Raw genomic sequence first — 12,537 nt, 5'->3', positions numbered from 1 at the left:
GGACCTAGGTCCCCGGACCTGCGTCCCGCGCGGCTGCGGACGGACGCGGGGGCGGGTGGTGCGGCGGTAGGTTGGCGATATGCCCAGCGCGCCCAGTGACCACCGGCCACCGGCCGGTTCCCCTATCGACGGCCGGATACCGGTCGGCCGTCTCCACAACGGCCCGGTGCCGGCCTGCGAGCCCTGCCTGGCCGGCATCGAGGCGGTCAGCCAGGCGCTGCTCGCGATGAGCCGGCACCTGGAGGTCCGCGAGGTGCTGCGCCGGATCACCGCCTCCGCCCGGGACCTCCTCGGCGCCGAGTACGCGGCGCTCGGCGTCCCCGACGACCACGGCGGCTTCGCCCAGTTCGTCGTCGACGGCGTCACCGACGAGCAGTGGAAGGCCATCGGCCCGCTGCCCCGCCAGCACGGCGTCCTCGCCAAGATGCTGCACGAGACCGGCCCGACCCGGCTCGCCGACGTCCGCAAGGCCCCCGCGTTCGAGGGCTGGCCGTCCGCCCACCCCGAGATGGACGCCTTCCTCGGCATGCCCATCCTCGACACCGACGCCGCCGAGGACGAACCGCAGGTGCTGGGCGTCATCTTCCTCGCCAACAAGCGCGGCGGCGGTCTCTTCACCGACCACGACGAGGAACTGCTGCGGATACTCGCCGCGCACGCCGCCCTCGCCCTCTCCAACGCCCGCCTCTACGAGCGCAGCCGCGAGCTCACCCTCGCCGGCGAACGCGCCCGGATCGCCCACGACCTGCACGACGCCGTCTCGCAGAAGCTCTTCTCGCTGCGGCTCACCGCCAAGGCCGCCGCCACACTCGTCGAACGCGACCCGGCCCGGGCCCGCGCCGAGCTCGCCGAGGTCGCCCGGCTCGCCGCGGAGGCCGCCGACGAGCTGCGCGCCGTCGTCATCGAACTGCGGCCCGCCGCCCTGGAGGAGGACGGGCTCAGCGCCACCCTCGCCTCCCAGGTCCAGGTCCTCGACCGGGCCCACACCGCCGACGTCGCCTTCGCCGCCGACAGCGTCCGTGCGCTCCCGCCCGCCCAGGAGGCCGCGTTGCTGCGGGTCGCCCAGGAGGCGCTGCACAACGCGCTGCGCCACTCCGGCGCCCGCCGCGTCACCGTCACCCTCCTCGAGACGCCCGCGCGCGGGGCCGTCCTGCGGGTGCGGGACGACGGGCGCGGCTTCGAACCGGAGTCCGTCCGCCGGGCCGGGCGGCACCTCGGCCTCGCCTCGATGCGCGACCGCGCGGCCGCCGTCGGCGGCACCCTCACCCTGGAATCCGCCCCCGGCCGGGGGACGCTCGTCGAGATGGAGGTCCCCGGTGCCTGACAGCACACCACCGATCCGCGTCCTGCTCGTCGACGACCACCAGGTCGTCCGGCGCGGCCTGCGAACGTTCCTGGAGGTGCAGGACGACATCGAGGTGGTCGGCGAGGCCGCCGACGGGGCGGAGGGCGTCGACCGCGCCCGGGAGCTCGACCCCGACGTCGTCCTGATGGACCTCAAGATGCCCGGCGTCGACGGCATCGAGGCGCTGCGCACCCTCAAGGGAGAGGGCAGCCGGGCCCGGATCCTGATCGTCACCAGCTTCACCGAGCACCGCACGATGGTCCCCGCCCTGCGGGCCGGCGCCGCCGGGTACGTGTACAAGGACGTGGACCCGGAGGCCCTGGCCGGCGCCATCCGCTCGGTCCACGCCGGGCACGTCCTGCTCCAGCCCGAACTCGCCGAGGCCCTCCTCTCCGACGACGGTCCCCGCGCCCCGCAGGGCCGCGGCGGCACCCTCACCGAGCGCGAGCGCGAGGTGCTGGGGCACATCGCGGACGGCCGCTCGAACCGGGAGATCGCGCGGAGCCTGCACCTGTCGGAGAAGACGGTGAAGACGCACGTGTCGAACATCCTGATGAAGCTCGACCTCGCCGACCGCACCCAGGCCGCCCTCTGGGCGGTCCGGCACGGTGAGGCCCGGGAGGCGTAGTGCGCTGAGGGCGTGTGGGGCGGGCGGGGCGCTGTGTCGAACGGCAGGTGTTTGGGGCGGGTTGGGGGCGGGTGGGCGTCAGACGGCGTCAGGGCGTGTGCCGTTCGGCAGGGGATCGGCCGAATCGGGGTGACGGGACGTCAGGGGGGTGTGCCAGGCTGAGCGCCGACATCGATCTTGGGGGAGGACCGCATGAACGCACCGCGCAGTGAGTACGGGCCTGTCGTGCTCGCCAACGAGTTGGAGTTGACGTACCGCCTGTTCGAGCGGGCCAAGCACCTCGGCCTGGTGCCGCCGCCGGACGTCGAGGAGCGGCGGTGGTCCCGGGCGGTGGTGGAGCCGCTGGTGGAACGCCGCGAGGAGATCGGCGCCGCCCTGGCAGCGGACGCGGCGGAGCGGGCCGCGAAGCTGGCGCAGGATACGGCCCGGGAGCGGGAGGCCTACGGCCTCGAGGTGCTGCGCCGCCGGCTCGGGCTGGTGCGCCGGCAGTTCGACGAGGCGCGGGACCGCGGCCTGATCCCCGAGCCGGACACCGAAGGCCGGGCCTGGTCGGCCGCCCTGGAGGCCGAGTTGCGGGCCCGCGCCGCCGAGATCATCGCCGCGCTGGGCGCCGTCCCCCGGGTGGGGGCGGGCAAGGCGGCCCTCGTCATCGGCCACGCCACCGGCCTGCCGGTGACCGCCGAGGACGTCCGCCGGCTCGCGGAGGCGGGCATACTCCAGGCCTCCGGCGAGTTCCGGGGCCACCCCACCTACAGCCGGGAGAGCCTGGCGGCGATGCCGGACGCCGCGGTCGAGGAGGTCGTCACCGACCGCCTGCGCCGGGGCGAGGCCGAGGCGGAGGCCGCCGCCGAGGCGCTGCGGCAGCGGCTGGCGGAGAGTCTGTCGGCGGAGGAGGCGGCCGAGGAACTGGGCTGGTCGGCCCGGCGCCTGCAGGCCGTCACGGAGAAGGGCGGCCTGACGCGCGGAGTGGACGGCCGGTACGCGCGGGCGGAGGTGATGGCGGTGGCTGCTGCCGATCCGTGGCGATAGGGCCGGCCGAGCGGCGGGGCGCCTGAGCTCATCGGGCGCCGGGCTCGCGCCCGTCGTCGGCCCGTAGGTCGGTCGGCCCGTGGCACACGAGTGGCCGGGTGGTCTCCGCCACGGGCCGGACGATCGGTGTGACCGTCCGGCCCGTAGTGGAGGCGCGCGTCAGTGGGATTCGCGTTCGTCGACGAGGGCGTTGTACGCCGCCACCTGCGCGCGGCGGGCGGTGCGCCACAGCGGGGCCAGGACGGACCGGCGGGCGGCCATCTCCGAGGCGCTGACGGCGGCGCCGTGACTCTCGGAGGCGATCGTCAGGAGGACGGACACCTGGCGGGCGGACTCCAGGACGCGGACGGCGCGGGGTGGGTAGCCGGGGGCGAGCAGTTCGGCGTGGCCGCGGCGGCGGTAGGCGTCCAGGGCGCGCAGGGCTTCGGGTCCGGCGCCGGCCACGTCGAGGCGGGCCAGCAGCACGGTCGCCTCGCGCAGCCCGTCGGCGAGCTCGCGCTCGGCCTCGTGCAGCGACGGCACGTCCGCCGGCGGTGCGTCGTTGACCGTCGAGCAGCGCCACAGCACGGTGGCCGACTGGTCCCCGGCCGGGCCGAACACGTCGACCTCCGGCACCAGCCCGAGTGGCACGCCCACCGCGAGGACGGCCTCGCCCGCGCCCATCGCGCGGTCGTTGAACGCCGCCGGGCCGGTCAGCCCGAGGGGGTGTCCGGCGGAGGGCAGGGCCAGCCGAAGGCCCTGCACGCCGAGCACCCGCAGCCGCCCCAGGGCCCAGGTGAGCCCGTGCTGCTCGCCGGGCGCGTCCCCGGGCAGGCCGGTCACCCGGTGGCTCTCGTCGTCGCCCAGGACGGCCGCGGCGGCGTTGTCGGGCGGGACCAGTCCGGCGAGCAGAGCGTTGCCCCAGGCGGCCAGCCGCCCCGAACGGGGCTCTTCGTACGGATTGTCGGCAGGAGTCGCGAGCATCCAGCCAGCCTACGGAATCGGCGGTCATCCGCGTGGCGTAGGTTTGCCCATGCGCGTGCGGCGCACCCACCCCGTGCCCACCGGCTGCCGGAGTAGGCTCGCCGCCCGCATCGACGGTCGAGATTCTTGTATTGGGGAAGGCGTAGGCATGAGCGACGTGCTGGAGCTGGTGGACGTATCCGTGGTCCGGGAGGGGCGCGCGCTGGTCGACCAGGTCTCGTGGTCCATCTCCGAGGGTGAGCGCTGGGTCATCCTGGGCCCGAACGGCGCCGGGAAGACCACCCTGCTGCAGATCGCCTCCTCGTACCTCTTCCCGACCTCGGGCAAGGTGTCGGTGCTCGGCGAGAAGCTGGGCGAGATCGACGTCTTCGAGCTGCGCTCCCGGATCGGCCTGGCCGGTGCCGCGATGTTCGACAAGCTGCCGGCCGAGCAGACGGTGCTGCAGACCGTGCTGACCGCCGCCTACGGCATGACGGTCAGCTGGCAGGAGACCTACGAGCAGTCGGACGAGTCCCGTGCGCTCGCGCTGCTGGACCGCCTCGGCATGGCCGGCCTCACCGACCGCAAGTTCGGCACCCTGTCCGAGGGCGAGCGCAAGCGCACCCTGATCGCCCGCGCGCTGATGACCGACCCGGAGCTGCTCCTGCTCGACGAGCCCGCCGCCGGTCTGGACCTCGGCGGCCGCGAGGACCTGGTCCGCCGCCTCGGCGCGCTGGCCCAGGACGAGTTCGCGCCGGCGATGGCGATGGTCACCCACCACGTCGAGGAGATCGCCCCCGGTTTCACCCACGTCCTGATGATCCGTCAGGGCAAGGTGCTCACCGCCGGCCCGATCGACACCGAGCTGACCGCCCGCAACCTGTCGAAGTGCTTCGGGCTGCCGCTGACCCTGGAGCGCCACGGGGACCGCTGGTCGGCGCAGGGCCTGCCGCTGGGCTGACCCCCCGTTCGACAGTCGCAGCACGCGTCTGCCGGAACCGGTCGCACGCGCGACCGGTTTCCGCCCCTCGACCTGCGGGAACTGTCCGCCACGAAGGCCCTTCGCTCCCTAGGATGGATTCGTGGACAGCTGGTTGTGGTGGCTCCTGGCCGCCGTCGGGCTCGGCATACCGCTGGTACTCACCGCGATGCCGGAGTTCGCCATGTTCGCGGTCGGTGCACTGGCCGCGGCCGGGGTGGCCGGTCTGGGCTCGGGGGTGGTGTGGCAGACGCTGACCTTCGTCGTGGTCTCGGTCGCCCTGCTGGTCGTCGTCCGCCCGATCGCCTATCGGCAGATCAAGAAGGGCCCGCAGATCAAGATGGGCATCGAGGCGCTCCAGGGCGCCACCGCGGTCGTCGCGGAAACCGTCGACGGGGAGGGCGGACGGATCAAGCTGAACGGCGAGATCTGGTCGGCCCGCGCGCTCCACCCGGACACCGTGTACCAACCGGGGCAGCAGGTCGACGTCGTCGAAATCCAGGGCGCGACCGCCCTGGTCGTCTAGGGGAGAGTCCGTGGAACCCGTCCTTATCGTTTTGGTCGTCCTGGTCGTGGTGGCCTTCATCGCGCTGATCAAGACGATCCAGGTCATCCCGCAGGCCAGCGCCGCGATCGTGGAGCGCTTCGGCCGCTACACCCGGACGCTCAACGCAGGCCTGAACATCGTCGTCCCGTTCATCGACCGGGTCCGCAACCGGATCGACCTGCGCGAGCAGGTCGTCCCGTTCCCGCCCCAGCCGGTGATCACCCAGGACAACCTGGTCGTCAACATCGACACGGTCATCTACTACCAGGTCACCGACCCCCGGGCGGCCACCTACGAGGTCGCGAGCTACATCCAGGCGATCGAGCAGCTGACCGTCACCACGCTGCGCAACATCATCGGCTCGATGGACCTGGAGTCGACCCTGACCTCGCGCGAGGTCATCAACGCCGGCCTGCGCGGCGTCCTGGACGAGGCCACCGGCAAGTGGGGCATCCGGGTCAACCGCGTCGAGCTGAAGGCGATCGAGCCGCCGACCTCCATCCAGGACTCGATGGAGAAGCAGATGCGCGCCGACCGTGACAAGCGCGCGGCGATCCTCACCGCCGAGGGTCAGCGCCAGGCGCAGATCCTGAAGGCCGAGGGTGAGAAGCAGGCCGACGTGCTCCGGGCCGAGGGTGAGGCGCAGGCCGCGGTGCTGCGCGCCGACGGTGAGGCGGCGGCGATCCGGACGGTCTTCGAGGCGATCCACGACGGCGACGCCGACCAGAAGCTGCTCGCCTACCAGTACCTGCAGACCCTGCCCGAGCTGGCCAAGGGCGACTCCAACAAGCTGTGGATCATCCCGAGCGAGGTCGGCGACGCGCTCAAGGGCCTCGGTGGCGCGTTCACCGGCCTGACCGGCAACGGCGGCGGGGTCAACGGCGGCGCCGTGGCGGCCCCGAGCGTCCCGGCGGCGGCTCCGGCCGCCACCCAGGTGCCGCTCGACCCGGCGGCCGGACCGCGCCCGGTGGACATCGACAAGGGCTCCGCCCGTCCCCGGGTGGACCCGGCCCGCGAGTACCGCAAGATCGACCCGGAGTGACCGGCTGAGCCGTGCCGCGCGCCAGGGCCCGCCGTCGTACCGAGAGGTGCGGGGCGGGCCCTCGGCGTTGGTGCCGGGTGTGTTCCGCGGTGCCGGGTTCGTTCCGCGGTGCCGGGCGTGTTCCGCATGGTGGGCGTGTTCCGCATCGTGGTCGGGGCTGGTCCGATCGGCGGACCGTCCGGCATGATCCTTCGGGCAGGACCGACAGGACCGTGAGGAGAAGTGAGCCATGACGCTCTGGGAGGCGATTGCCGTCCTGGTGGCGGGCGTCGGTGCCGGGATGATCAATGTGATCGTCGGCTCCGGCACCCTGATCACCTTCCCCGTCCTGCTCGCCGTCGGCATCCCGCCGGTCACCGCCAACGTGTCCAACACCTTCGGCCTGGTGCCCGGCTCGCTCAGCGGCGTGATCGGCTACCGCCGCGAGCTGGTCGGCCAGGGCCGCCGCCTGCTCCGCCTGGGCACCGCCGCACTGTTCGGCGGGCTGGTCGGCGCGCTGCTGCTGATCACGCTGCCGAGCGGCGCCTTCGACGCGATCGTCCCGGTGCTGATCCTGCTGGCCCTCGTCCTCGTGGTGATCCAGCCCCGGGTGGCCAAGGCCGTCGCCGCCCGCCGCCGCCCCGGCGGGGACCCGGACGGCAGCCTGGTGCTGCTCGGCGGCGTCTTCCTCACCGGCATTTACGGCGGCTACTTCGGCGCCGCGCAGGGCGTCCTGCTGATGGCGCTGATGGGCATGCTGCTCCAGGAGGACCTGCAGCGGATCAACGGGGTGAAGAACGCACTCGCCATGATCGTCAACGGCGTCGCCGCGCTCTTCTTCCTGTTCACCTCGACGGTGAACTGGACGGCCGCCGGGCTGATCGCGGTGGGCTCGCTGGTCGGCGGTCTGCTCGGCGCCAAGGTCGGCCGCCGCCTCCCGCCGGCCGCGCTGCGCGGGGTCATCGTGGTGGTCGGGCTGGTCGCCGTGACCAAGCTGCTGATGAGCTGAACGCCCGTCACGGGCGTATGTTCGTCGAAGTGCACTCCGATCCGACCATTGTTCCGACCAGGCACGGGAGCGCTTCGATGAGCAGCAGAGCACGGCTGAGCGAGGACGAGATCACGGCGGCCCTGGCCGGACTGCCGCAATGGTCCCGGGAGGGCGACAGCATCGCCCGCACGGCCGACGCCCCGGACTTCCCGGCCGCGATCCGGGTGGTCGACGCGGTCGCCGAACAGGCCGAGGCCCTGGACCACCACCCCGACATCGACATCCGCTGGCGCACCCTCCGCTTCGTCCTCTCCACCCACAGCGCCGGCGGGCTGACCGGCCTGGACTTCACCCTGGCCGCCCGGATCGACGAGGCCCTGCGCGCCGAGTCCGCGGGCTGACGGAGGCCGGAGCGAGGCGCTCCGGTGGGCGTGAGATGCTGACTCCCCACTGCAGGCGGCTCGGGAGGGACGGAAACGGATGGCGCAGGAGCCCTTCGGAGACGCCCATCAGCAGCCGTGGTACCCCCAGGTGCAGCAGCAGGACTGGCAGGGCGGGTACCACGAGCAGCAGCACGTGACGTCGCAGCACTCGATTCAGCAGCCGCACGTGGAGCAGGAGCACTGGCAGGCGACCGCCGGCTACGGGCAGGCCGTGTACGGGCAGACCGGCGAGTACCCGCAGACCGCCGAGTACGGTCAGTACGGCCAGACCGCGTACGTGCAGGGCGGTTACGCCGAGGGGCAGTACGAGCAGCCCTCCTACCAGTACACCGACTACGGGCAGCAGCAGTACGCGCCGTACGCCGTCCCGCAGCAGCCCGCGGGGGACAGCCTGTACGTCCCGGCGGGTGCGGAGTACTCGGCCGACGGCTTCGTGCACATCGAGCCCGCCGAAACCGAGCCCGCCGAACCGCAGGAGCCGGAGACGCCCGCCGCCCCCGAGCCCGCCGCGCCGTCCCGCGCCGCCGCCCGCCGGGGTGCCGGTGAGGGCAAGGGCGGTTCGTCGCTCACGGAGAAGGCCCGGGCCGCCGCCGACACTGTGATATCCGGCGAGCACGTGCCCAGCCGGCGCGCGCTCCTGGTGCGCACCGGGGCCGGGGTCGCCGCGCTGGGCGTGCTGGTCGCGGCCGCTCTGACGGTGGGCGCCGAGGGCAACGGCAGCGCGTCCACCTCAGGTGGCGGGGGCGGCGAGCCCGGCTTCACCGTCGCCCACACCAAGGCGTGGTCGGCGCAGCCCGCCGCGGCCGGACAGCCGGGGGCCGACGACACGCTGGTCGGCAGCTGGCTGCTGGCCGACGCGGTGGTCCGGGCCGACGCCACCGGCGTGCGTGCGTACGACCTGGCGGCGGGCAAGCCCCTCTGGTCGGTCGAGCCGCCGGCCGCCGGGGCCGTTCCCTGCGGCCTGTCGCAGGGCGTGAACCCGTCCGGCCTGGGCGCGGCGCTGTTCCGGCCGCAGGCCGACCCGAAGAGCCCGTGCACGCTGGTCGCGGCCGTGGACACCAAGACGGGCAAGACCGCCTGGACCAAGACCGTCTCGGACGCCAAGGGCGCCTACACCGCGCGGATCGGCGTCACCGAGGACAAGGTCATAGCCGTCGGCGACGACCGGGTGGTCGCCTGGGAGTCCGCCGACGGCAAGGACGTCTGGCAGTACACCGGGCAGGGCAAGTTCTGCACGCTCTCCGGCGGCGTCACCGGCAAGACCGTGCTGGTCGCCTCCTCCTGCGCCGACTCGACCCCCGCCGACCAGGCCGTCGCGCTGAACACCGCGGACGGCAAGGTGGGCTGGTGGCGCGGCCTGAACAACAGTCCGAAGACCGTGACGGTGCTCTCCGCCGAGCCCGCCGTCGTTCTCACCACCGGCGAGAAGCCGGCCGACGACCGGGTGTTCGCATGGGGCGCGGGCGGCGACCCGGCCGCCGAGATCCCGGTGGCCGTCGACGGGGGCCGGCTGGACGTCGCCCATGGCACGTTTTCGGCCACGCCCGGGGTCTTCTTCCAGGACCGGACGATGGTCACCACGCTGGTTCCGCCGAACAACACCGGGGCGGCGGCCGCGGTCGGCTACGACCTCGACACCGGCAAGCAGCGCTGGAAGGCCCCGGCGGCCGAGAAGGGCGTGGTCCGGGCGGTGGCCGTCGACGGCGGCTCCCTGGTGCTCGCCGCCGACGAACGCCGCGACCAGCCCGCCCACCTCAGCCGCTTCGCGGTGACCGGCGGCCAGGAGTCGACCGGCGGCAACTTCCCGCAGGGCACCGGCTCGCTGCTGATCTCGGGCCGGGTGCTGATCGGCGGCGGCAAGGTCGTCGTGATACCCGAGCACTCGGCCAACTTCGGCACGGCGGCCGGCTACCAGGCCAAGGGCTAGCCGGGGCCGGCCCCCGGGTCCGGGTGCTCGGGTGTTCAGGCCGCGGGCACAGTGCTCAGGCCGCGGGCACAGTGCTCAGGCCGCCGGCACAGTGCTCAGGCCGCCGGCACGGCGACGGCCGGCAGCCAGTCGGCGAGCTCCCGGGCGTCCGAGTCGCGCAGGCCGAGCGCCATCATCAGCGTCGCCTGCGGGGTCGGCACGAACGGCCGGCGCAGCAGCTTCATCCCCGCCTGCTCCGGCGTCCGGTCCGCCTTGCGCTGGTTGTCCTCGGCGCACGCGGCCACCGTGTTCAGCCAGCTGTCCTCACCACCGCGCGACCTGGGCTGCAGGTGGTCCACCGTGCTGGCACGCCGGCCGCAGTAGGCGCACAGGTGCTGGTCACGGGCCAGGACACCCCGCCGCGACCACGGCGCCTGTTGTCGGAACGGTACCCGTACGTACCGTTGCAGTCTGATCACCCGGGGCACCGGGACGGTGATGCCCGTACCGCGGACCGTGCGCAGCGGATGTGCCTGCTCCACCACCGCCTTGTCCTGGAGCACCAGGACGACGGCGCGCTGGAGCGACACCGTTGTCAGGGGCTCGTAGCTCGCGTTCAGAACCAGCGTGTTGCGCACCTCGGCACACCCTTCCCGCGGGCGTGCCACGGCGGCACGACCGTCTCCACACACGTCACTGCCGCCGCACGGCGGTGGGACCACTCTGAATGGGCCCGTGGCCGACGAACAACGGAATTTCCGGTGTCGGCGAGGGGCCCGGGGGAAGGTGGCGGCGGGGCCGACCCGGTGCCCGGGACCGATTGGCGCGCTGCCTCGGGGAAAACTCGCTGGCCGGGACCGCGTAGGCTCTAGCAGGCTGGAGTCGTACCGACCCGGGGCCCGACCGAACCGGGCCAGCACCGGGCGGACGCCCGATCGAAGGAGAAGCGTGACCGTGACGGACATCGTCGACGAGCTGCGGTGGCGTGGGCTGATCGCCCTGTCCACCGACGAGGACGCACTGCGCAAGGCGTTCGCGGACGGCCCGGTCACGTTCTATTGCGGCTTCGACCCGACGGCCCCCAGCCTGCACCTCGGCAACCTGGTGCAGATCCTCACCATGCGCCGCATCCAGCAGGCGGGGAACCTCCCGCTCGGCCTGGTCGGTGGCGCGACGGGCCTGATCGGCGACCCGAAGCCCACCGCCGAGCGCGTGCTCAACGACCCCGAGACGGTGGCCGGCTGGGTCGAGCGCCTGCGGGGCCAGATCGCGCGCTTCCTCGACTTCGAGGGCCCCTACGCGGCGCGCATGGTCAACAACCTGGACTGGACGTCCGGGATGTCCGCCATCAGCCTGCTGCGCGACGTGGGCAAGTACTTCCGCGTCAACAACATGATCGCCAAGGAGGCCGTCGCCCGGCGGCTCAACTCCGACGCGGGCATCAGCTACACCGAGTTCAGCTACCAGATCCTCCAGGGCATGGACTACCTGGAGCTGAACCGCCGCTACGGCTGCACCCTGCAGACCGGCGGCAGCGACCAGTGGGGCAACCTCACCGCCGGCACGGACCTGATCCGCAAGGCCGACGGCAGGTCCGTGCACGCGCTGGCCACGCCGCTGATCGTCAAGGCCGACGGCACCAAGTTCGGCAAGACCGAGTCCGGCACGGTCTGGCTCGACCCCGAGCTGACCACCCCGTACGCCTTCTACCAGTTCTGGCTGAACGCGGACGACCGGGACGTCTCCAACTTCCTGCGGATCTTCAGCTTCCGCTCGAAGGAGGAGATCGAGGAGCTGGAGCGCGAGACCGCCGAGCGCCCCGCCGCCCGTCTCGCGCAGCGCGCCCTCGCCGAAGAGCTCACCACCCTCGTCCACGGCGCCGAGCAGTACGAGCGCGCCGTCGCCGCGTCCAAGGCGCTGTTCGGCCAGGGCGACCTCGCCGACCTGGAGGCCCCGACCCTGGCCGCCGCGCTGGCCGAGGTCCCGAAGGCCAAGGTCGCCGAACTCCAGCCCGTGGTCGACCTGTTGGTCGCCGTCGGCCTGGCGCCGAGCCGCTCGGCCGCCCGCCGGACGATCAAGGAGGGCGGTGCCTACCTCAACAACGTCAAGGTGACGGACGAGGAGGCGGTCCCGGCCGAGGCCGATCTGCTGCACGGCCGCTGGCTCGTGCTGCGCCGCGGCAAGCGCAACCTGGCGGCGGCCGAGCTGGTCGCGCCGGCGGTGTGATCGCAGCGGTGCGACCGAAGGCCTGACTGGGGTGTGACCGAAACACGACGCCGCTGAGCTGCGGCCTTGACGACCGAGGGCGGGATCCAGCCGGATCCCGCCCTCGACGTTTGACGATGTCGTGCAGGTGGCCTAGTGTTGAACGAGTCGCTGAAGCGGCCACCCCACTCGGCAAGTCCCACTCTCACCTCGGCGCCCATTCGGTTGGGTCGGTTGGCGTTCCCGTCAACAGGGTGAGCGTGAATTTCGGGTAACACTCGGAATGCGCTAATGTGGAGGCCGTCGCGGAAAGCGATACCGACCAGTTCGGGAAATCGGATGAATGAAACTCCGGAAAACGGAGCGGAAAACACCTGATAAGCTGGAAACACGAAAGAACGAAGCGCCCGGAGGGCCCGCTGGAAGGCGGTCCGAAGGAAGTGTCCGTTCCTTGAGAACTCAACAGCGTGCCAAAAGTCAACGCCAGATATGTTGACATCC

General features: G+C 72.7%; 12 protein-coding genes. 10 read left to right on the top strand and 2 right to left on the bottom strand.

All coding sequences use genetic code 11. From position 1 onward, the window contains the following. The first annotated feature begins 226 nt into the window (after window positions 1-226). The 3 genes from KV557_RS21150 to KV557_RS21140 all read left to right on the top strand — a co-directional run bounded on the left by KV557_RS21150 (window position 227) and on the right by KV557_RS21140 (window position 3,002). Window positions 227-1,324, top strand: a complete 1,098-nt coding sequence (locus KV557_RS21150) for a GAF domain-containing sensor histidine kinase (RefSeq protein ID WP_256177741.1) — start codon at window positions 227-229, stop codon at window positions 1,322-1,324. Next, entirely contained in the window at window positions 1,317-1,973 is a 657-nt protein-coding gene (locus KV557_RS21145) for a response regulator (RefSeq protein ID WP_218202529.1), read from the top strand. The genes KV557_RS21150 and KV557_RS21145 overlap by 8 nt, the downstream gene beginning before the upstream one ends. A gap of 192 nt (window positions 1,974-2,165) precedes the next feature. Next, window positions 2,166-3,002 (top strand): hypothetical protein, encoded by an 837-nt coding sequence (locus KV557_RS21140; RefSeq protein ID WP_218202527.1) that lies wholly within the window; start codon window positions 2,166-2,168, stop codon window positions 3,000-3,002. 159 nt (window positions 3,003-3,161) lie between these two features. On the opposite strand, the gene KV557_RS21135 is transcribed toward KV557_RS21140, so the two are convergent. Further along, window positions 3,162-3,965 carry a hypothetical protein gene (locus KV557_RS21135; protein ID WP_218202526.1) on the bottom strand — a complete coding sequence of 268 codons (804 nt, stop codon included), beginning with the start codon at window positions 3,963-3,965 and terminating at the stop codon, window positions 3,162-3,164. A gap of 148 nt (window positions 3,966-4,113) precedes the next feature. On the opposite strand from KV557_RS21135, the gene KV557_RS21130 reads away from it, so the two are divergent. From KV557_RS21130 to KV557_RS21105, 6 genes are all read left to right on the top strand, one after another. Continuing rightward, window positions 4,114-4,905, top strand: a complete 792-nt coding sequence (locus KV557_RS21130; protein WP_218202525.1) for an ABC transporter ATP-binding protein — start codon at window positions 4,114-4,116, stop codon at window positions 4,903-4,905. A gap of 121 nt (window positions 4,906-5,026) precedes the next feature. Next, window positions 5,027-5,449: an NfeD family protein gene (locus KV557_RS21125; RefSeq protein ID WP_308129997.1), complete on the top strand. Its 423-nt coding sequence runs from the start codon at window positions 5,027-5,029 to the stop codon at window positions 5,447-5,449. A 10-nt stretch (window positions 5,450-5,459) separates the two neighbouring features. Further along, complete coding sequence (locus KV557_RS21120; protein ID WP_218202523.1) at window positions 5,460-6,512, top strand: SPFH domain-containing protein; 1,053 nt, start codon at window positions 5,460-5,462, stop codon at window positions 6,510-6,512. Between the two features lie 229 nt (window positions 6,513-6,741). Beyond that, window positions 6,742-7,500 carry a sulfite exporter TauE/SafE family protein gene (locus KV557_RS21115; RefSeq protein WP_218202522.1) on the top strand — a complete coding sequence of 253 codons (759 nt, stop codon included), beginning with the start codon at window positions 6,742-6,744 and terminating at the stop codon, window positions 7,498-7,500. A 77-nt stretch (window positions 7,501-7,577) separates the two neighbouring features. Next, the gene (locus tag KV557_RS21110; RefSeq protein ID WP_218202519.1) at window positions 7,578-7,883 is read left to right on the top strand and encodes a 4a-hydroxytetrahydrobiopterin dehydratase; all 306 of its coding nucleotides are present in this window, start codon (window positions 7,578-7,580) and stop codon (window positions 7,881-7,883) included. Window positions 7,884-7,962: 79 nt separating this feature from the next. After that, window positions 7,963-9,852, top strand: a complete 1,890-nt coding sequence (locus KV557_RS21105; RefSeq protein ID WP_218202517.1) for an outer membrane protein assembly factor BamB family protein — start codon at window positions 7,963-7,965, stop codon at window positions 9,850-9,852. A gap of 95 nt (window positions 9,853-9,947) precedes the next feature. Here KV557_RS21105 and KV557_RS21100 read toward each other — a convergent pair whose 3' ends face one another. Next, window positions 9,948-10,469, bottom strand: coding sequence for an HNH endonuclease (locus tag KV557_RS21100; RefSeq protein WP_218202515.1), 522 nt, complete (start codon window positions 10,467-10,469; stop codon window positions 9,948-9,950). Window positions 10,470-10,785: 316 nt separating this feature from the next. On the opposite strand from KV557_RS21100, the gene tyrS reads away from it, so the two are divergent. Further along, a complete protein-coding gene (gene tyrS, locus KV557_RS21095) occupies window positions 10,786-12,057 on the top strand; it encodes a tyrosine--tRNA ligase (protein ID WP_218202702.1) in 1,272 nt (423 codons plus the stop codon). Window positions 12,058-12,537 lie beyond the last annotated feature (480 nt).

The organism is Kitasatospora aureofaciens, from assembly GCF_019192735.1.
GTDB classification, from domain to species: Bacteria; Actinomycetota; Actinomycetes; order Streptomycetales; family Streptomycetaceae; genus Kitasatospora; species Kitasatospora aureofaciens_A.
The sequence above is the reverse complement of the archived record's forward strand: the minus strand, read 5'-3'. Positions and strand labels throughout refer to the sequence as shown.

Bases quoted from the DNA above. Each gene is read 5' to 3' on its own strand.
- KV557_RS21130 (WP_218202525.1), top strand. From the start codon at position 4,114: ATGAGCGACGTGCTGGAGCTGGTGGACGTATCCGTGGTCCGGGAGGGG.
- KV557_RS21150 (WP_256177741.1), top strand. From the start codon at position 227: ATGAGCCGGCACCTGGAGGTCCGCGAGGTGCTGCGCCGGATCACCGCC.
- KV557_RS21110 (WP_218202519.1), top strand. From the start codon at position 7,578: ATGAGCAGCAGAGCACGGCTGAGCGAGGACGAGATCACGGCGGCCCTG.
- KV557_RS21140 (WP_218202527.1), top strand. From the start codon at position 2,166: ATGAACGCACCGCGCAGTGAGTACGGGCCTGTCGTGCTCGCCAACGAG.
- KV557_RS21135 (WP_218202526.1), bottom strand. From the start codon at position 3,965: ATGCTCGCGACTCCTGCCGACAATCCGTACGAAGAGCCCCGTTCGGGG.
- KV557_RS21105 (WP_218202517.1), top strand. From the start codon at position 7,963: ATGGCGCAGGAGCCCTTCGGAGACGCCCATCAGCAGCCGTGGTACCCC.
- KV557_RS21115 (WP_218202522.1), top strand. From the start codon at position 6,742: ATGACGCTCTGGGAGGCGATTGCCGTCCTGGTGGCGGGCGTCGGTGCC.